Consider the following 20,160-nt stretch of genomic DNA (forward strand, 5'->3'; position numbering starts at 1 on the left):
ACCCTTGCCCTACTCGGACAGAACATGGCCGGAGGTTTCCCGAAAAATGTCCTGCCCCTCGCGCACCAGCACCACCTCGCCGGTATAGGTGCCTGCAGGCCACCCCGCGGATCTGGTCTTGCGGCCGACATAGGCAACCCACTGGGCTTTGTTGGCTTCCAGGGGCTGGCCCTCACTTTCGGCAAGGACGCCGTCGGGGCCGGTCAGTTTCAGCGCAATCCGATCTCCCTTCTTGAGATTGATCAACCGGGCATAAAATACCAGCGCGGGCGCCTTCGCCGCGGCAATTGTCACGTCAGCTGTTTCCAGTTCGATCGTTCCGACCGGGCCGCCCGCCAGCCCTTTCTCGATCAATGCCCCCTTGGCATGCTTCAAAAGCGGATCAACGGGGTCACGCCAGAGCCCCTGACCGGTGACGGCCGTTGCTCCCGCCTCACAGATTGCCGCGCGCTGTCGCGTTTTTTCCACAGTGCCGAGGAATGGATCGACGATCTCGCCATTATGTCTCACGGCAAGATGCACATGGGCAAAGGCCGCGAACCCCGAATAGCCGACCTGCCCGATGGCCTGACCCCGCTGGACGCGATCGCCGGCCGCCACGACAACAGAGCCCTCTCGAAGATGGCAGTATTGGGTTTCCCAGCCATTTTGGTGGGAGATCACAACGCCATTGCCGCATTCCTTGTCTTGGACAGCCTGCCGGTCTTCCTTGGTGCGCATCAGCCGGTCCGGCACGTCGTTGCGCAAGGCACGGACGATGCCGGGTGCTGACGCCAGCACATCGGCGATCACCTTCGTGTTTAACACACGGATATCCGTGCCCTTGTGACCGTCATAGCTCGCCTGGCCGCAATCCGCCGCCCGCACGGGCTCCGCCGGATCGATGTCAACGTAATTCTGGACGAAGCAGTCAACGCCGAGCTTGCATTGCAGCGGCATCGACAGTTGAAGCTCCTGCGCGGCTCCCAGCCCTGGCGACAACAGCAGACACGTCGCCGTCAACAGCGTCTTGGGCAAGTTTGTTCTCATCCGCCCGCCCCCTTCGTCATCAGCCTTCAATTAGCATTGAGTTGCATTCCGTGCAGCAATCGACGACCTTGCGCGGAGCAATCATTACGCAATCAGGTGTAACAAATATGTTGAAGTCATGGCTGGCCGGACTGGCCGTCACTGCCTTGTTGGCGCTGCCTGTGGCCGCCCAGGAAGGCCTGCAGATCCGCGACATCGAAAAGGGAACCGGTGAAGAAGCCACCGTCGGCAACACGGTCGTGGTGCATTACACCGGCTGGCTGATGGACGGCACGAAGTTCGATTCCAGCCTCGACCGGGGCACGCCCTTCTCCTTCACCCTCGGCGAGCGCCGTGTCATTGCGGGCTGGGAAAAGGGCGTCGAAGGCATGCAGGTGGGCGGCAAGCGCGAGCTGATCATTCCGCCGGACATGGCTTATGGTTCGCAAGGGGCTGGCGATGTCATCCCGCCGGATGCCACGCTGAAATTCGAGATCGAGCTCCTCGAAGTAAAGGCGAAGAAATTCTCCGATATCGGAAATGAGGAGCTGAAAGAGAAGCTCGCCTCGGGCGCTACCGTCATCGACATCCGCCGTCCGGACGAATGGCGGGATACGGGCGTTCTACCGGGGAGCCATCTGGTGACATTTTTTGACACGGCCGGGAACGTCAACCCGGAGTTCGGCCCGGAATTGCGGAAACTGGTCTCCAGCCCCGGCGATGAGGTTGTCTTCATCTGTCAGACCGGCGCACGCAGCCGGGTTCTGGCAGAATATCTTGCTGGACAGGCCGGTTTCACAAATGTCGTCAATATCGAAAAGGGCATTGCGGGCTGGTTGGCGGACGGCGGCGACGTGACCGAAGCGTCGCTTCCGGTTGGCTGCTGGCTGTGCTGAATTCGGCGCATCACGATTTCAAGTTGTAAATACAACAAAATTCGACAAGGCTTCCCTAAACGTCACATAAGCCGGTTAGACTGGCAGACGGACCGGACGGGAGGCCCCGATGAACGCACCTTTGATCCTTCCCCGGGACGAAGCCTGGAGCGACCATGACTTCGTCCGCCACGCCGCCCTGCAGGGGCCGATCGTGCGCGACCGTCACGGCATATTCATCACCTTTTCCTATGCCCACATGCAGCGGCTGGTCGACCCGCAGCTGACGCGGCAGATGGAAACGGAGACCATGGCGCTGCAAGGGCTCGACAGCGGTCCGGTCTACGATCTCTTCCGAAATTCCATGCTCTTTGCCAACGGCACGGCGCATGCCAATCGCAGAGCACCGCTGGCACGCAGTTTCTCCATTCCGCTCATCCGGCAGTTGCGGTCCAACCTGCGGGATCTCTCGGAAGAGCTCGTCCGGGAAGCTCTTGAGGACGGCGAGATCGAATTTCGCGACCGGATCGGCGGCCAGCTTGCCTCAAGGACAATTGCGATGGTGCTGGGCGTACCGAGAGACGACCTGACGCTGATCACCCGGCTGGTCTATTCCTCGATCCGGGCCCTCTCGGTCCGCTCGCCCCAGGTTCTGGCGGAGGCTTCCGAAGATTTGAACGCGCTCAGCGCATATGTCGAGGACCTGCTTCGGGATCACGAAGCCGCCGGCCGAAAGGATTTCCTGGCTGCCTATCTGCACCGCGCCGGAGGATCCGACTTGAGCGAAACGGAGGTCCGCATGCAGATCGTAACGCTTCTGCTGGCGGGATCCGAAACCACGCGCGGCGCCCTCACCTCAACCGTCTCCCAACTGTTGCAGAACCGGGCCCAATGGGAGATTCTCCGGTCAGACCCCGAAACCCATCTTGCCGGCGCCATTGCCGAAGGACTGCGCTTTGACCCGGTAATTGGCGCACTCATTCGCGTCGCGGAGAAAGACCTCGTCTTTGAAGGCGTCGCCATCCCGGAAGGCAGTCTCATCGGCCCGCTGGTTGTCTCGGCCCTGCGAGATCCAGACGTCTATAACCGGCCCGATACCTTCGACATCAGCCGCAGCGATCACCCTCGGTGGCATCCGGTTTTCGGCGCTGGTGAGCACCGCTGCCTTGGCGAGGCTTTGGCACGGGCCGAGATGGAGGAAGCGCTTGGCGCTCTCTGCAGGCTTGCGCCGGACATGGACCTCTGCGGCCCGCCGCCGCAAATTCGAGGGCTTGGTGCGACGCGGACCGTGGGCGAGATGATGTGCAGGCTCGCGGAATAAGGCCGCGGGCCGAACCTTGAAGGCGATTACTGCTCCAGCGGCGGCATGCGGTTCCAGGCGTCGAGGGCGGCGATCTTGTAGGCTTCGGCAAGCGTCGGATAGTTGAACGTGTTCTCGACGAAATATTCCAGCGTGCCGCGCAGGTTCAAGACCGCCTGGCCGATATGGACCAGTTCCGTCGCCCCCTCGCCCACGATATGGCAGCCGAGCAGACGCCGGGTTTTCAGCGAGAAGATCATCTTCAGCATGCCGGTATCGAGGCCCATGATGTGGCCACGCGAAGTCTCGCGGAAGCGGGCGACGCCGCATTCGTAGGGAATACCACGTTCCTTGATCTCCTCCTCCGTCATGCCGACGGTGGAAATCTCCGGCACGGCATAGATGCCATAGGGGAAATACTCCGGCGGATCGTAGGCTTTTTCGCCGAGCGCCTGGCAGGCAGCGATGCGTCCCTGTTCCATCGAAGTCGAGGCAAGGCTCGGAAAGCCGATGACGTCGCCGGCGGCATAGATATGTGGCACGGAGGTCTGGAAGGTTTGCGGGTCGACCTTGAGGCGGCCGCGATGGTCGACCTCTAGGCCGCAGTTTTCCAGATGGAGGGTCGGGGTCGCGCCCATGCGGCCGGCGGCAAAGAGGATGACGTTGGAGCGCACCGAGCGTCCGCCTTCCAGTGTGATTTCGCACTCGGCGGGCCCGTGCTTCTCGATCTTCTGAACGGTTGCCCCGAAGCGCATTGCAATGCCGCGATCGCGTAGCTGGTGCGTGAAGTCGGCAACCAGTTCCTTGTCGAGGAAGTCGAGCATGGTCTCGCGCGGCTCGACAAGCGTCACATGCACATCAAGCGCGGAGAAGATCGACGCATATTCCACGCCGATGACGCCGGCGCCGATGACCGCGACCGAACGCGGAATTTCGGTGAGATCCAGAACCTCGTCGCTGTCGAGCACATATTCGCCGTCGAACGGCACGTAGTCCGGCCGGAACGGTTTGGTGCCGACGGCAATGATGAATTTGTCGGAGGTGAAGGTGAAGACCTCGCCGGCATCGCCCTCGACTTCAATCCGGTGCGGTTCCAGGAACCGCGCCTCGCCGCGGATCGTGTCGACCTTGTTGCGGGCGAACTGGTGCTCCAGCACCTCAACCTCGTGATTGAGTGTGATGTGCAGCCGGGCACGGAGATCGGCAGCTGTCAGGTCTTCCTTCACACGGTAGGAGCGGCCGTAGAAACCGCGCTCACGCCAGCCTGTGAGGTTGAGAACGGTTTCGCGCAAGGTCTTGGAAGGGATCGTGCCCGTGTGCACCGAAACGCCGCCGACACGGCGGCCGCGCTCCACCACCAGAACGTTGTAACCGAATTTTGCTGCCTGGATCGCGGCCCGCCGGCCTGCGGGCCCGCTGCCGATCACGATGAGATCGTAGTGTTCCATGTGCCCCTCGCTGCCGCGTCGTCACCAGTAGCCGCCGCCTGAAAAGCGCGGCAACCCGTTGCGCAGCCCTCTGTCGCTGCACTGCAAAAACAGCACTTTGTCACACTGGTCAAGTCGGCTGGCGCAAAAGAGGTGGATTGCGGCGCAAACAGACCATTTTCTGCTCAAATCGAAGACGGCACGTGCATCGCCTTTAATAATTCACCCTTGAAACTGGAAGACATGGCAAGCGCAAAACTCCCAAATTTCAATAGCCATACAATTTTTGATTGAACACTTCAATCCAAACACTCGCCCCACCAAACACAATAGCAGAACAACTTAACAAAACAGAAAGACGATACTGCTAAACAGCTGTAGGAATATTCCGACTTACTCCGGATCTCGACTTTACGAACTCACAAGATGGAAATTTTCAGACGAGCTTTCCGCGCGTTTCTGACGATCACTATCCTTGCGGCCACGACAATGTCCGGCACCGCAAGAGAGCTCGTGTTTGCCGCGGACCGCTGGTGCCCGGCCAATTGTTCGCCAGTGAGCGACCGGCCGGGCTATATGGTGGAGATCGCACAAGCAGTGTTCGAGCCGCTTGGATACACGATCCGCTATGTCGAACTGAACTGGGCACGTGCCAAGCTTTATGTGCGGCAAGGTCGGTTCGACGGCATTTTCGGTGCATGGCCCGAAGGCGAACCGGACTTCATCTATCCCCGTCTTTCGCACGGATACTCGGCCAACGGGTTGTTCGTCCAGGGACAGGATCCCTGGATATTTCATGGTCCGCAATCCTTTGCCGGCAGAACCGTCGGTCTGATCGTCAATTACGAATATGGCGAAGACTTCGAAGCCGCGATCGACACCTACGGCTATCCTGCCTATGTCGCGGGTGACGAAGCGCTGGCGCTTAACATCAACAAGCTCAAGCTCGGACGTATCGACGTTGTCGTAGAGGACGTGAATGTCTTCCGTTTCAAAGCCATGGAAATGGGGCTCGCCGACCGGTTCCGGCTGGCTGCCTCCGTCAATGCGGACGAAGTCTTTATCGCCTTTTCGCCGAAGGTACCGGACGCGGAGGAACTGGCCGGGGCGCTCGATGAAGGCATGAAGCGTTTGCGTGCGAGCGGGGACCTTGCCCGGATCCTGGCACGCTACGGGTTGACAGACTGGTCGGGACTGCAGACCAGCCAGGACTCGAAAGAGCTTCAGAACTGAGAGAAAGAGAGCGATTGACTTACCGTCCCGGTCTTCAACAGCTGATGCGAAAGGTGCTGCCGTCGGCGGCCCTTGCCGCGTTGCTGGGTTTGCCGGTCGCTTTCACTGCCCCGGCGCAGGCCGACGAATGCCCCGTCGCGGACGATATTTCCATCGCCGCCGAAGATGCCTTCTTCCCCTATTCGGGTGTCTACGAGGGTGAATTGCGGGGATTTGCCGTCGATATCATCTCGGCCGCTTTCCATGCGGCTCATTGCCGGGTCACTTTTGACGTCATGCCTTACAAGCGCTGCATGCAGGAAGTGGCGCAAGGACGGCAGCTCGGCTGCTTTGACACCACCGGATCGGACGAGAACCGCCGGAATTACATCTTTCACCAGGTTCCGCTGTTTTACGGCAAGATCCTGATCTTCGCGCATCCGGACAACCTGACCCCTTTCAGGCCCGAATTATTCCGGCAGAAGACGTTTTCGGTCGTGCGCGGCTACACCTACACGGACGAATTCGATTCCGATCCGAGGATCGACAAGATCGAGGTCGATTCCGATCTGCAGACCCTTGCTCTGGCAGCCAAGCACCGCGCCGATTACGCGGTTGTCTATGAGAAGGTGGCCGCTTTTCACATCAGCAACAGCCCGGATATCGTCACCCCCGCCCCGGTACCTGTCCATGAACTCATCCGCTTCGATCTTTACGTCTCTTTCAGCCTGGAAACTCCGGAACGCTCCAGGATGGTGGCCGAGATCCTCGACGAGGGTCTTGAAGCCATCCAGGCCAACGGAACCTATGCAGCAATTGAAGCGGCCTGGGACGCGTGGCTGAAAGAGGGCCTCAAGGACGGCAAGCCTGCTCCGGTCTGGGTATCTGCAAAAGTCGCCGATTAGACTTTTTCGTTGCCAAGCTGCGCCGCATAATCTATCGGTCTTTCCATGAACATGACCCTGAAAGCAATCTGGTGGTGGCGCGGCGCGAAATAGGCGGCCAGCGATCACTCATGCTTTGATGGATCAGGGATAAACCAAAGGCCGCCGCGGGACACCGCTGGCGGCCTTGGTGCATTATAAGGCCGCCCGAACGGCCACCAGAACGGGAAAGAAACCATGCCGGTGCTGGCAGATCAGACCTATCAAACCAACAGCGGGATCACCATCCTGCGGACCTCCCGCCCGTCCGACTACGAGACAGGCACGTCCGACTGGATCGACCGGCTGGACGGTGAACTCGGCGCGGTTCTGTCCTCGTCCTATGAATATCCCGGCCGTTACACCCGCTGGGACATGGCTCTGGTCAACCCGCCGCTGGTGTTGGAGGCGACCGACCGGCGCGTGGAGATCCGCGCCCTCAACGACCGCGGTGGTGTTCTGCTGCCGGCGATCGCAGAGGTTCTGAAGAGCCATGCCGATGTCGACACGTTCGAGGCGGATGCCGGCCGTATCCGGCTGACGGTCAAGCAACCGGACCGGCTCTTCAACGAGGAGGAACGCTCGCGCCAACCGTCGACCTTCTCCATCGTGCGTGCGCTGAAGGACATGTTCGCCTGCGACGACGATCAGCTCGGCCTCTATGGAGCCTTCGGCTATGACGTTGCTTTCCAGTTCGAACCGATCGACCTGAAACTCAACAGACCGGACGACCAGCGCGATGTGGTGCTGTTCCTGCCGGACGAGATCCTGATCGTCGATCACCACGGCAAACGCGCCTATGTGCTGGAATATGACTTCGTTGTCGGTGGCCGCACCACCAAGGACATGGCGCGTACCGGCGAAAAGCGCCCGTACACCCCTGCCAACCTGGACCCCGGCCGTGGCGATCACGAGCCCGGCGAATATGCTAAGCTCGTCGAGAAGGCCAAGGACTATTTCCGCCGTGGCGACCTCTTCGAGACCGTGCCCGGCCAGACCTTCTACGAGCCCTGCGCCAATCCGCCCTCCGCCGTCTCGCGGCGTCTCGCCCAGATCAACCCCTCCCCGTATTCCTTCTTCTTCAATCTCGGCAACCAGGAATACCTCGTCGGCGCATCGCCGGAGATGTATGTGCGTGTCAGCGGTGGCCGCCGGGTGGAAACCTGCCCGATCTCCGGCACCATCCGCCGCGGCAAGAACGCCATCGAGGACGAAGCACAGATCCGCAAGCTCCTGAATTCGGCCAAGGACGAGGCGGAACTGACCATGTGCTCCGACGTCGACCGCAACGACAAGAGCCGGGTCTGCGTGCCGGGCTCGGTCAAGGTCATCGGCCGCCGTCAGATCGAGATGTATTCCCGCCTGATCCACACGGTCGACCACATCGAAGGTGTCCTCCGTGAAGACATGGACGCGCTCGACGCCTTCCTGTCGCACACCTGGGCCGTCACTGTCACCGGAGCACCCAAGCGGTGGGCGATGCAATTCATCGAGGACCACGAGAAGTCCCCGCGCGCATGGTATGGCGGTGCCATTGGCGCGGTGCTGTTCAACGGCGACATGAACACCGGCCTGACGCTCCGCACCGTGCGCATCAAGGACGGCACGGCCCAGATCCGCGCCGGAGCCACCCTGCTCTATGACAGCGTGCCGGAGGACGAGGAAGCCGAGACGGAGCTGAAGGCTGAAGCCATGCGCGCCGCCGTGCGCGAGGCAGGCCTTGCGACAAAGGCGCTGGAAAAGGGCGAAGACCGCAAGCCCGGCAAGGGCTTGAAGATCCTGCTTGTCGACCACGAAGACAGTTTCGTGCACACACTTGCCAACTATTTCCGCCAGACCGGCGCCGACGTCGTCACCTACCGCACCCCGGTCGCTGACCATGTCTTCCACGACGTCAATCCGGATCTGGTGGTGCTCTCGCCGGGACCCGGCAATCCGAAGGATTTCGACTGTGCGGCCACCATCGGCCGGGCCCGTTCGCGCGCATTGCCGATCTTTGGCGTTTGCCTTGGCCTGCAGGCGCTTTCGGAATATTTCGGGGCGGAACTCGGACAGCTCGACATCCCGATGCACGGCAAGCCGTCGCCGGTGTCCGTCTCCGGCAATTCGCTGCTCTTTGAGGGCTTGAACGCACCGGTGATCGTCGGACGTTATCATTCGCTCTATGCTAAGCGCGATACCTTGCCGGCGGATATCCGCGTCACTGCGGAAACCGAGGACGGCGTCGTCATGGCCATCGAGCACCAGAACGAAGCCATCGCGGCGGTTCAGTTCCACCCGGAATCGATCATGTCGCTGGATCAGGATGCCGGGCACAAGATCATCGAGAATGTAGTCAGCCGGCTGGTTTCCACAAGAGATCAGCAGGTTGCCGCAGCCTCGTGATTTTTGTCACGGCTTTTTGCGATTGTCCGGGTAAAGCTGCAGGCAGATATTTGAAGGAGTTTTCCCTTGCACATTCTGCTTGCAGCCCTTGGCATTCTCGCCGCCGCAGCTTTCTGGATCTATCGCATCCGCCGCGTTGCCGACAACACACGTGTGGTGCTTGACGCCGCGCAGGAGGTGAAAGCCGCTGCCCGGCGTTTCGGTTTCAAGACCCGGGCCAACCAGCACCCGGTCGACGGCATAGATGATCCGCGGGTAAGTGGTGCCGCCCTGCTCGTGCTTGTCGCGGAAACGGACGGGGGCATTTCCAAAGCCGAGCAGGATGCAATCCTGGGCCAGCTCCAGTCTGTCTTCAGCATGCCTCTCGGCGAAGCGGAGGAGCTGTTCATGTTCGCCAAATGGCTTGCGAACCGCAATTCAAATCCGGACGACATGATACGCCGGCTCATCAAGCGGACGGTGAACCTCGGTGGCCGCGACACCCTGCCCGACATGATCCGCATGGTGCGTGCCGTCGGAATGGCCGACACCGGAACGATGACCGACGATACGGCCCAGGTCATCGAAAAACTGAAACAACTGAATGCCTGAAAGGCATTGTTGCCGCGACGTCAATTTCCGACAGGTTTCACGCTGCTCTTGCAGAATGTTTCCATGTGTTTCCGGTACTAAAGACTGTAAATCCAAAAGAAAGTTGATTAACAGACTACAACGGAGTTCTATGGAATTACGCAGTCGGATTTAGCCGGTCTTCACGGATCGCGAATAGTATTCGAAGATCCTGCAAGGATGGGCGCATGGGCAATCCGCGTTCTGAAAAACGCAGGCAAGTTGCTCCAACACCAATAAAGCGATCAGCTTCTGGCCGATCAAGGGAGACACGATGGCCGCATCCCCCAACCGGATCGGACCGCGCAGGCGAAAGCTGGCGGCAGTGGCCGGACCGATGTCGCTGGCCATCGGGCTTGCGGCACTTTCCATCGGCCTCAACCCGGCTGGCGCAGAAGAAACCGGAGCCCTCAAGAACACAATTCTGGGTCTGGGCAATTGCCCGCCCTGGAACCCTCAATCCGTCGAAGTGTGCCGCCATAGCGTCGAAAAGGTGATGACCGCACTCGCCCCGCGCATCGACGCGGGACCGGAACGGCAGCATCTGCTTGTCAACGAAGGTGCCAGTGCCAATGCGCTCAAGCTGAAAGCGACTGAGCTGGCACATCAACTGGGACAGCATGACCGGCTGATCATCTATGCCAACCTGCCTGTCAGTCTGACGGAAACCGCCAGTCCGGACGAGGCGACCGGCTATACGTTGCAATTGTGGGCGAGCAACAAACCGGAGTCCGCGGTCGGGGCCATTGCCAACGGCACTTGGATGTCCGCCTCCGCTTTCGCGGCACTGATCCACGCCATCCCAGCCGGCGAAGTCATTCTGGTTTTCGACACCAACAATCCGCACGCCATTGATCTCAGCCTCTTCAATAGTCACTCGGTCGATCACAAGGACCGTCCCGAAGCTCTTGCGGTCTCCTCCGGACCAGGCCAGAAGGCCAATTATTCCGCCGACCGGACCATTTCGCTTTTCGCCAAGCACTTTGCCCTCGCGCTTGGCGAGACCGAGGGCACGCTTTTCGACGCCATGACGGTTGCCGTGAGCGGTACGCGCCAGGCGGCGATCCCGATCTGTGCGGATCTGAAGGAAACCCGAGCCCCTTCGCAAGAAGAGCCCGCCGATTGCGCCCAGGTGCCGGAGATCTTCGACCCTGAAGCGCTGCTCAGCCAGACAGTGCTGATCCCGCTGGCGGAATCCAACGTCAACTAGGGTCTTTTGACACTCAGGATTTGAGCCAAATCCCTGCAGGACGCGGCAGAATTCGGTCTCGAACACGTCGGAAAGTCCTCGTGGTGGCTAATGCGTGTCGCGTTCATTTGAATTCACGTGACCCGCTTTATCTCTTTTTTGACGCACGTCTTTTTGCGAAAAACCGGTATCCACTTTTTCGCGACGTGCTCTAGAACCGAGCTGAGTTCACCCGGCCAGGGACTTGCCGCTGGCTGCCTCGAAAACCTGCAGACCTCCGAATTTCAGACGGTCGAGCGCTTCGCTCACCTCCGCCGGAATGGTCCGTACCAGTTTGCCGGTCGGCGCCGGCCGGCCGATCAGGTAACCCTGGGCCTCGTGGCACCCGCGCTGCGCCAACATACAAAGCCTTTCGGTGTCCTCCACTCCCTCGGCGACGACGCGCATGTTCAACGCCTTGCCGAGACGGACCACCGTCTCGATGATCGCCAGCGAGCCGTAATTGTTGCGGGCTTCGGATACGAAGGACCGGTCGATCTTGATACAGTCGAAGGGAAAGCGGCTGAGGTAGCTGAGCGAAGAATAACCAACGCCAAAATCATCGAGCGCGATCTTGACGCCGATCTCCTTCAGCCGCGTCAGCACGGTCAAGGCCCTGGCATCGTCCTCGATCAGGGTGTTCTCCGTAATTTCCAACTCGATCCGGCCTGCGGGGACCCCCGAACGCTCGATCGCGCGCTTGACGTCGTCGACGAAGTCCTTGTCGCGGAACTGCACCGGGCTGACATTGATGCTGATATTGGCGTGCAGGATGGTATCGGACGCGACCCTCAAGGCTTCGGCCAGCACATATTTGCCGACGGCAACAATCTGGCCCGAGGCTTCGGCCACCGGAATGAAGTCGTTCGGACTGACGAGACCGCGCTCAGGATGGTTCCAGCGTATCAGGGCCTCGTAGCTGACGATCCTGGCTGTCGACAAGCTCATGCGCGGCTGGAAATAGAGCTCGAACTGGCCTTCGGACAACGCCGTATTCAGGTCCTTTTCCAGCGCCCGGCGCTGGCGTACCTCGTCGCCCATGCCCGGCTGGAACAGGCAATAGGTGTGACGGCCCCGGTTCTTGGCATTGTAGAGCGCGATGTCGGCGTTGGAGATCACCTGGTCCTCGTCGTCCTGGCCGGTCATCAGGGCAAGGCCGATGCTGGCCCCCGGTTTCAGAACGAGACCCTGGCCACAGTCGATCGGCTCGGACAGGATCCGCACCAGACGCAGGGCCATGTCTTCGGCCTGGTTCGCAAACTGGATGCCGTTCTGGACGATGGCGAACTCGTCGCCGCCGAGGCGCGAAACCGTATCGCCTGGCCGACTCGCCTGACGCAAACGCTCCGCCGTCACCCGGATCACCGTGTCTCCGACAGGATGACCATGCAGGTCATTGATGTCCTTGAACCGGTCGAGGTCGATCAGAAGCAGAGCGGCCGACCGGCCGTAATCACGGCATTTTCCGATGGTCTGCTTCAGTTCGGCATTGAAGACGGCCCGGTTGGGCAGGTCGGTCAGCGGATCATGTTGCGCCAGGTGCAGGATCTGGGCCTCGGCCTTCTTGCGGTCTCGCAGGTCGACGAGGGCGGAAACGCGTGTCGGAATGCCGCGGTAGGAAATGACGCGGGTGCGGATTTCCACCGGAACTCGCTCACCGGAGCGGCTGACCAGCGTGACCTCGCGCGGTTCCTTCTCGGCCTTGATCAGATGTTCTTCCAGCGTTCCGGCAAGCTCGTTGTCGACGAATTCATAGAGCCCCCGCATCTCAAGCTCGGCGATGCCGTAGCCGATCAGGTCCTCGAAGGTCCGGTTGCCGTCGAGGATCCGTCCGTCCACGGAAATGACGATGGCATCGAAGGTGGCATTTGCAAGCGCGGAAAGACGCTCCGCCTCCTCCCGCGTACGTTTGGCGTCAGCGGCGCGGCTGTGGGCGTTCTCTTCGCTCTGGACCGTATCCATCAGCGCATTGAAGAGCCGCGTCAGGCGTTCCGAATCGTCCCCCTTGGAGACTTCAAGCCGCATGGAGAGATCTGCCTTGCCGGCGATCAACCGGTCGAGTGCATCCTCGACATGGCCAATGCCAAGCCGCGTGCCGTGCTCCGCTTCGTTGAGGCCGAGTTCCTCGCTTGCAGCATCGAGCCGGAGCGGCTCGATCCGGTTAAGGAGAGAAAGCAGCAGCCAGCCGGTGCCGAAGCACCAGACAAAACAGACGGCCGCCCCGGTGAGTTGAACCAGGAACTGCGGCAGATGCGCCCCAAGGGGCAACTGATCGACAGGCGCCAGAAAGGCCAGCCCGAGCGTTCCGGCGACACCCGCGAAACCATGGACGCTGATCGCGCCGACCGGATCGTCGATCTTGAGGACCCGCTCAAGAAAGACCGCTCCGAGCACGGCGATCGCACCTCCCGCGGCGCCAATGACAAGAGCGCCCGGAGGCGTCAGGACATGACAACCGGCAGTGATGGCCACCAGGCCGCCCAACAGGCCCGAAATGGAGTTCTCCGGCAGGATTACCTTGTCCTTGCAGCGCCCCAGCAGATAGCCTGCTCCCGTACCGGCGGCAGCGGCCAGAACCGTGTTGGCCAGGATCTTCGGCACGTCCCAGGAAGCTGCCAGGGTCGAGCCGCCGTTGAAGCCGAGCCAGCCAACAAACAGGATCAGCGCACCGGAAGTAGCGAGAACCGAACTGTGGCCCTGAATTCGAAATGGCTTGCCGTCAGGTCCGAAGCGGCCGTTGCGGGCACCCAGGATGGCGCAGGCGGCGAGCGATATCCAGGCACCGGTGCCATGCACCACCGTGGAGCCTGCGAAATCGACAAAGCCGATATTGGCGAGGATCGCCGTTGCGTCGGCAAAGAGCGCCCCGCCCCAGGCCCAATGGGCAAAGACCGGATAGATCAGGCCGGCCGTCAATACGGAGCACAAGATATAGGACGAGAGCCGCATGCGTTCGGCGACAGCACCGGAAATGATCGTTGCCGCCGTGCCGCAGAACATCACCTGGAAGGCAAAGATCGTCAGGCCCCAGGCATCGAGGCCGGAAAGGCCGAAGAGACGGGTGTCGAAACCGGCAAACCAGCCACCACCGGCACCGAAGGCGAGCGAAAAGCCGAAACCGGCGAAGATCAGCACGGAGACCGCAAGATCAAGCAGGTTTTTCTGGGCGACGTTGATGGAGTTCTTCGAGCGGACCAGCCCGGCTTCAAGCAGCATGAAGCCCACCTGCATGAACAGCACCAGACCCGCGGCGACCAGAACCCAGACCATGTCGAGGCTTTTTTGCAAGGACTGCAGGTCCGGCGTTGCGGCAGCGCCAGCCGGCCCGATGCAGACCAGACCGGCACTTAGGAACAAGGCTCCGGAAGTCACCGCCCGCCTGATCATGTCTCTGCCCCGTTATTCGAAAACAGAGGCATGATTTGCCCGACAAGTTAATTCTGTGTTGCTAATTTTGTCAGGGCTTTTACCAAGGAAAAGCTGCATATTTCTTCAGCAAACGCACCGGAATGCAACCTGATAGCAGTTGACTATTAAGCCTCTGGTCAAAAACACATAATTTAGCCCGACAAACCATGCCGGCGCAGAATTGAGCAGCCTTCCGTTGGGGTATATGCTCAAAATTGATGCATCTTAAATTGCTGTAATTGCGGAGAAATTCACTCCAATCCAGCCTATCTACGCCAAATCTTGCGGACTAATCTTCAATCGCCCCGCAGTCCGGAAACTTTTCCAGGGGCAATATCTCGGGAATATCTGCCTCCGCACGCCGGATCATCGGCTGCCCGAGGAGCCGCGCCGCGAGCCACGACCAGTCTTCCGGATGGACGTTGACGAGCGCGGACACCCGTTCGGGCGCGATGGGACGGACGGCGCCGCGACCGGCTTCGGCAATGGCGAAGCTGAAGACATAGTTCGGGGTCATGCCCATGCGCAGGTCGGAGACAACGATCCTGCCATCCTTCAGACCGGTCTTGTAAAAACCACGGTTGAACCAGGCCAGCTTCCGGAAGGCATCGGTCTTGTCCACGCAGGCTGCAAGCTCCGGATGCCGGGCATGGTTGTAGATCTCGGCCGGAGCCAGTCCATCCAGCAGCGAGATATAGAGATTGTCGTAGCTGTCTTCACGCAGGCCGATCACCTTCCAGACAAGAATATTGAAGGGTGCGGCAATGGCAAAGACGCGATCGGGCGCGCCTCCATTGGCCTCGAAGATCTGGCTGGCACGGGCTTCAACAAGGCGCTGTATGCCTGCTCCAAGCGCGAGATAGCCGGTGGAGACGACCAGCGCCACCGCCGTCCAGGTGCCGAGGCGCCTGGACCAGGATTTCGATGCAAGCGCCCAGAGGCAGACGGCCAAAAGAGGCAGCGAATAAAGCGGATCGATGATGAAGATAGAACCGACGCCGACCGGATCCGGATAGAGGGGCCAGAAGAAACGCGTGCCATAGACCGTCATCGCATCGATGCCGGCATGGGTGGCAAGACAGAGGAAGACCGTTACCCAAGTCAGCCAGCGATGATCCCGCAACCCCTTGAACAACCGCATGAGCCCCTCGCCCAGGATGGGGGCAGCCAACGCGTGGACGAACACCGAATGTGTCCAGCCCCGGTGATAGACGAAGCTGTCGATTGGATCGTCGAAGGGAAGGAAGACATCAAGATCCGGAAGCGTGCCGAGCGCACCGCCAACCAGCGCTGCCTTGCGGGGTCCAAGTTTCTTGCCCAGAAGGGCTGTGGAAACGGCGGCGCCAAGAACGAATTGGGTCAGGGAATCCATGAAGCTCTACTGGTCGGTGGCAACTGTTTGGCCGGGCATGTGTGCCCGGAGGGGACGATTGACAAGTGCGAAGTGCAAAAAAGGCGGGACTGTGCCCGCCTTTTTTCAATTCAGCGACCGATCAGGCTCAGTCCACTTCCCGGACAGCGCCCTTGGAGGCGCTGGTCGTGAGCTTGGCATAAGCACGCAGCGCTGTGGTGATTTTGCGCTTGCGCTTTTCGACCGGTTTCCAGGCGGATTCACCCTTGGCATCCATCGCTGCCCGGCGGGCGGCAAGGTCCGCGTCGGAGATGTCGACTTTCAGAACGCGGTTCGGAATATCGATCACGATCAGGTCGCCCTCCTCGACCAGGCCGATAGCGCCACCTTCAGCCGCTTCCGGCGAGATGTGTCCGATGGAAAGGCCCGAGGAGCCGCCGGAGAAGCGGCCGTCGGTGACGAGGGCGCAGGCCTTGCCGAGCCCCTTGGATTTCAGATAGCTGGTCGGATAGAGCATTTCCTGCATACCCGGGCCACCACGCGGACCTTCGTAGCGGATCAGCACCACGTCGCCTTCCTTGACCTTGCCGGTCAGGATCGCGGAAACGGCGCTGTCCTGGCTCTCGAAAATACGGGCCGGACCGGAAAACTTCAGGATGCTTTCATCAACGCCTGCGGTTTTCACGACGCAGCCGTCCTCGGCAATGTTGCCGTAAAGAACGGCGAGACCGCCGTCCTTGCTGTAGGCATGCGCGGCTTCGCGGATGACGCCTTTCTGCCGGTCGAGGTCAAGCTCGTCCCAGCGGCGCTCCTGGCTGAAAGCAACCTGGGTCGGCACGCCGCCCGGAGCGGCGCTGAAGAATTTGTGCACGCTTTCCGAATTGGTCTGGCAGATGTCCCAGCGCGACAGCGCTTCTTTCATGGTCGCGGAATGTACGGTCGGCACGTCGGAATGGAGCAGCCCTGCCCGGTCGAGTTCGCCGAGAATGCCCATGATGCCGCCGGCACGGTGGACGTCTTCCATGTGGATGTTTTCGACAGCCGGCGCGACTTTGCACAGCACAGGAACCGTCTTGGAGAGGCGGTCGATGTCGTCAATGGTGAAACCGACTTCGCCCTCATAGGAGGCCGCCAGCAGATGCAGGATCGTATTGGTGGAGCCACCCATGGAGATGTCGAGGCTCATGGCGTTTTCGAAGGCCTTGAAGCTGGCGATATTGCGTGGCAGCACGCTTTCGTCGTCCTGCTCATAGTAGCGCTTGGCTAGGTCCACGATCAGGTGCCCCGCTTCCACGAAGAGGCGCTCGCGATCCGCGTGGGTTGCCAGGGTCGAGCCATTGCCGGGCAGTGCCAGGCCGAGCGCTTCGGTGAGGCAGTTCATGGAGTTGGCGGTGAACATGCCCGAGCAGGAACCGCAGGTCGGGCAGGCATTCTGCTCCATGGTCAAGACATCGGCCTCGGACATGCGATCATCGGCAGCGGCAACCATGGCATCGATGAGGTCGATGGACTTCTCGACGCCGTTTTCCAGCACGACCTTGCCGGCTTCCATCGGCCCACCGGAGACGAAGACGACGGGAATGTTCAGCCGCATGGCCGCATTCAACATGCCCGGGGTGATCTTGTCGCAGTTGGAAATGCAGACCAGGGCGTCGGCGCAGTGGCCGTTGACCATGTATTCAACCGCATCGGAAATCACTTCGCGGGACGGCAGCGAATACAGCATGCCGTCATGGCCCATGGCGATGCCGTCATCAACCGCGATGGTGTTGAATTCCTTGGCAACACCGCCGGCCTTTTCAACTTCCCTTGCCACGAGCTGACCGAGGTCCTTCAGGTGGACGTGGCCCGGCACAAACTGGGTGAAGGAGTTGGAAATCGCGATGATCGGCTTGCCGAAATCGCCGTCCTTCATGCCGGTGGCGCGCCACAGGCCGCGCGCGCCGGCCATGTTGCGGCCGTGGGTGGAGGTTCTTGAACGATACGGGGGCATTGGATCTCTTCCCTCAGTTTAGGGTATCGGCCGCGGCTTTACGCGCCGGTGCGGGTTTCCCCGCTGTTTGCGTCTGGGTACTGGTTTGGCAGCTTTTTGAGCCCAAGAAAAGGCCGGATGAGGGCAAAACCGTACGCTCGGGTACGATTGTTCGGAACAGACCTCGGCCGAAGCGCAATTCAGGCTGCCGATCGGCGTCCTGATCCTGTTTCGCGGCGTTCCGGCAATGGCTGGTCTCTTCAAGCGGCAGGTGGAAGGCTCCGCCCTGTTCTTTTCCGAAAGCCTGTTGCTTTGTTACTGTGCCGGACGCCTGATCAGCCTGTCCTTGGACAGGATGCCCCTGATCCACTTCTGATGGCCGCAACAATTGAACTGGGTCCCGGCGCCTGGTGTGCCGCCTGCCTGGGAAGGAGCAAGTCATCTGCGACAGGCCCGGCCTGAAAAGATAGCCGGCCGTGAAAAAGAAAGCCGGTGCGAGTTTGACCTCGCACCGGCTGTCCTTCAGACCGCCCTGGAAGGGGTGGATGTCGGGCGGCCTGAATTGAAGCGCCCTATTATTCGGCGGCGATGGCAGCCTCCGACAAGGTTGGATAGTCGGTGTACCCCTTTTCGCTGCCGCCGTAGAGCGTATCGGCGTCCAGCGGGTTCAGCGGGGCGTCCTTTTCTAGCCGCTCGACCAGGTCCGGATTGGCAATGAACGGCCGGCCGAAAGCCACCAGATCGATGACGCCATCTTCGACTGCCTCGATGGCGGATGCACGGTCATAGCCGTTGTTGCCCATGCGGGCGCCGTCGAAAAGCGCATAGAGCGCCGACAGATCTCCACCTTTCGGGATATCGCGCGGGCCGCCGGTCTGGCCTTCGACCAGGTGCAGATAGGCAAGGCCATAGGAGTTGAGCAATTTGATCGCGTGCGAGAAAGTCGCCTGCGGATTGCTGTCGGCGATATCATTGGCGTTGGAGAACGGGCTGAGGCGCACGCCAACCCGGTTCCCGTCCCAAACGCCGGTAACGGCGTCCATGACTTCCTTGAGCAGGCGTGCCCGGTTCTCGATCGGACCGCCATAGGCATCCTCACGCTTGTTGGAGCCGTCGCGCAGGAACTGGTCGATCAGGTAACCGTTTGCCGCATGGATCTCGATGCCGTCGAAGCCGGCTGCCTTCGCGTTCGCGGCCGCCTTGCGATAGTCCTCGACGATGCCGGGGATCTCGCTGATGTCGAGCGCGCGCGGGGTCGGCGTTTCGACGAACTGGGTGCCGTCGAAGGTCTTGGACTTGGCGGCAATCGCGGACGGTGCCACCGGGTCAGCGCCGCCGGGCTGAAGGACGGGGTGGGAAATCCGGCCGACATGCCAGAGCTGGATCACGATCTTGCCGCCCTTGGCATGGACCGCGTCGGTGACCTTCTTCCAGCCGGCAACCTGGGCGTCGGAATAGATGCCCGGCGTCCAGGCATAGCCCTTGCCCTGCGGCGAGATCTGCGAGGCTTCTGTGATGATGAGGCCGGCGCCGGCGCGCTGCTCATAGTATTTCACGGTCAGGTCATGCGGCGTGTCGTCTTCGGCCCGGGCCCGGTTGCGGGTGAGCGGAGCCATCACGATGCGGTTCTTCAACGCGATGGCGCCGGCATTTGCGGGCGAAAACAGCGTGGCTTGCGACATGGGGAGTTCCTTTCGATTGCCTGTCTGAATGAGGCTATTTTTGGACTATTCAGTCCATAATTAAACGCGGTATCGGGCGGTCAATCATGGACTTGAAGAAGGGTGAGTTATGGCGAGAGCACGGCTTTCGCCTGTTGCAGTGTTCTGGCAATCCGGTCGGCCGGTACGCCTGCCTTGCGCAATGCCAGGGTTCCGATGGCGAGCGACGAATAGGCGCTGGCCCTGTCCCTCACCGCGTCCGGATTGATCGGATCGATGGCGCGGGCGAATAGATCTTCGATGCTTTCCAGGTGACGGCGGCCGATTGCGGCGACCTTCTCGTCATGGGGAGCAAGTTCGGTGATGCAATTGACCAGAAGGCAGCCTCTCGGACCGCCTTTCGGATCGGAAAGCGCCTGCATCATGGCCTCGACCGCATTGCCCCCGGCGGTCTCCGCAACGTCCTTGAGGCCGCGGATGCCGTTTCGGGAATAATGCTCGAGCGCGCGCAGGAACAGGGTCTGTTTGCAGTCGAACGTGGCATAGAAGCTGGACCGGCTGAGACCCATGGCCTTGGTGAGGTCGTCGAGGGACGTCGCCTCGAAGCCCTTCTGCCAGAAGACCAGCATTGCCGCCTCGAGCGCGGCAGCTTCGTCAAAGCTGCGCGGCCGCCCGGGTCCGGCGCTGCGTCTTGCCGCATGGGGTGTATGGGTGCCTGTTTCGGTCATGCATCCTGATATGGACTACGCAGTCCAGAATGCAAGAGCGGCCAGAAATATTTTTGGACTGATCGTTTCAGAT

15 protein-coding genes are annotated in these 20,160 nt (G+C 60.7%); 8 read left to right on the top strand and 7 right to left on the bottom strand.

What is annotated here, in order from left to right; translation table 11 throughout:
- Positions 1–9: 9 nt before the first annotated feature.
- Complete coding sequence (locus ACX3M4_RS05695) at positions 10–1,029, bottom strand: M23 family metallopeptidase (RefSeq protein ID WP_459357621.1); 1,020 nt, start codon at positions 1,027–1,029, stop codon at positions 10–12.
- 107 nt (positions 1,030–1,136) lie between these two features.
- Between ACX3M4_RS05695 and ACX3M4_RS05700 the strand changes: the two genes are divergently transcribed.
- Together ACX3M4_RS05700 and ACX3M4_RS05705 are read left to right on the top strand one after the other, a co-directional pair.
- Entirely contained in the window at positions 1,137–1,904 is a 768-nt protein-coding gene (locus tag ACX3M4_RS05700; RefSeq protein ID WP_459357622.1) for an FKBP-type peptidyl-prolyl cis-trans isomerase, read from the top strand.
- A gap of 109 nt (positions 1,905–2,013) precedes the next feature.
- Positions 2,014–3,204: a cytochrome P450 gene (locus ACX3M4_RS05705; RefSeq protein ID WP_459357623.1), complete on the top strand. Its 1,191-nt coding sequence runs from the start codon at positions 2,014–2,016 to the stop codon at positions 3,202–3,204.
- Positions 3,205–3,230: 26 nt separating this feature from the next.
- On the opposite strand, the gene sthA is transcribed toward ACX3M4_RS05705, so the two are convergent.
- Complete coding sequence (gene sthA, locus ACX3M4_RS05710) at positions 3,231–4,631, bottom strand: Si-specific NAD(P)(+) transhydrogenase (RefSeq protein ID WP_459357624.1); 1,401 nt, start codon at positions 4,629–4,631, stop codon at positions 3,231–3,233.
- 405 nt (positions 4,632–5,036) lie between these two features.
- On the opposite strand from sthA, the gene ACX3M4_RS05715 reads away from it, so the two are divergent.
- From ACX3M4_RS05715 to ACX3M4_RS05735, 5 genes are all read left to right on the top strand, one after another.
- Positions 5,037–5,843 (top strand): substrate-binding periplasmic protein, encoded by an 807-nt coding sequence (locus ACX3M4_RS05715; protein WP_459357625.1) that lies wholly within the window; start codon positions 5,037–5,039, stop codon positions 5,841–5,843.
- Between the two features lie 14 nt (positions 5,844–5,857).
- On the top strand, positions 5,858–6,727 hold the full coding sequence (locus ACX3M4_RS05720) for a substrate-binding periplasmic protein (RefSeq protein ID WP_459357626.1): 870 nt from the start codon (positions 5,858–5,860) through the stop codon (positions 6,725–6,727).
- A gap of 216 nt (positions 6,728–6,943) precedes the next feature.
- The gene (locus ACX3M4_RS05725; RefSeq protein WP_459357627.1) at positions 6,944–9,130 is read left to right on the top strand and encodes an anthranilate synthase; all 2,187 of its coding nucleotides are present in this window, start codon (positions 6,944–6,946) and stop codon (positions 9,128–9,130) included.
- Positions 9,131–9,196: 66 nt separating this feature from the next.
- Complete coding sequence (locus ACX3M4_RS05730) at positions 9,197–9,721, top strand: TerB family tellurite resistance protein (protein ID WP_459357628.1); 525 nt, start codon at positions 9,197–9,199, stop codon at positions 9,719–9,721.
- Between the two features lie 292 nt (positions 9,722–10,013).
- Complete coding sequence (locus tag ACX3M4_RS05735) at positions 10,014–10,949, top strand: hypothetical protein (protein ID WP_459357629.1); 936 nt, start codon at positions 10,014–10,016, stop codon at positions 10,947–10,949.
- A 207-nt stretch (positions 10,950–11,156) separates the two neighbouring features.
- On the opposite strand, the gene amt is transcribed toward ACX3M4_RS05735, so the two are convergent.
- The 3 genes from amt to ilvD form a co-directional block, all read right to left on the bottom strand.
- Positions 11,157–14,354 carry an ammonium transporter gene (gene amt, locus ACX3M4_RS05740; RefSeq protein WP_459357630.1) on the bottom strand — a complete coding sequence of 1,066 codons (3,198 nt, stop codon included), beginning with the start codon at positions 14,352–14,354 and terminating at the stop codon, positions 11,157–11,159.
- Between the two features lie 310 nt (positions 14,355–14,664).
- Positions 14,665–15,747 (bottom strand): metal-dependent hydrolase, encoded by a 1,083-nt coding sequence (locus ACX3M4_RS05745; protein ID WP_459357631.1) that lies wholly within the window; start codon positions 15,745–15,747, stop codon positions 14,665–14,667.
- Positions 15,748–15,874: 127 nt separating this feature from the next.
- Entirely contained in the window at positions 15,875–17,719 is a 1,845-nt protein-coding gene (gene ilvD, locus ACX3M4_RS05750) for a dihydroxy-acid dehydratase (RefSeq protein WP_459357632.1), read from the bottom strand.
- A 226-nt stretch (positions 17,720–17,945) separates the two neighbouring features.
- Between ilvD and ACX3M4_RS05755 the strand changes: the two genes are divergently transcribed.
- On the top strand, positions 17,946–18,074 hold the full coding sequence (locus tag ACX3M4_RS05755) for a hypothetical protein (protein ID WP_459357633.1): 129 nt from the start codon (positions 17,946–17,948) through the stop codon (positions 18,072–18,074).
- Between the two features lie 199 nt (positions 18,075–18,273).
- Here ACX3M4_RS05755 and ACX3M4_RS05760 read toward each other — a convergent pair whose 3' ends face one another.
- Both ACX3M4_RS05760 and ACX3M4_RS05765 read right to left on the bottom strand, forming a co-directional pair.
- A complete protein-coding gene (locus ACX3M4_RS05760; protein WP_459357634.1) occupies positions 18,274–19,380 on the bottom strand; it encodes an alkene reductase in 1,107 nt (368 codons plus the stop codon).
- Positions 19,381–19,487: 107 nt separating this feature from the next.
- Positions 19,488–20,087 (bottom strand): TetR/AcrR family transcriptional regulator, encoded by a 600-nt coding sequence (locus ACX3M4_RS05765; RefSeq protein WP_459357635.1) that lies wholly within the window; start codon positions 20,085–20,087, stop codon positions 19,488–19,490.
- Positions 20,088–20,160: the final 73 nt, after the last annotated feature.

Source organism: Roseibium sp. M-1 (assembly GCF_054515675.1).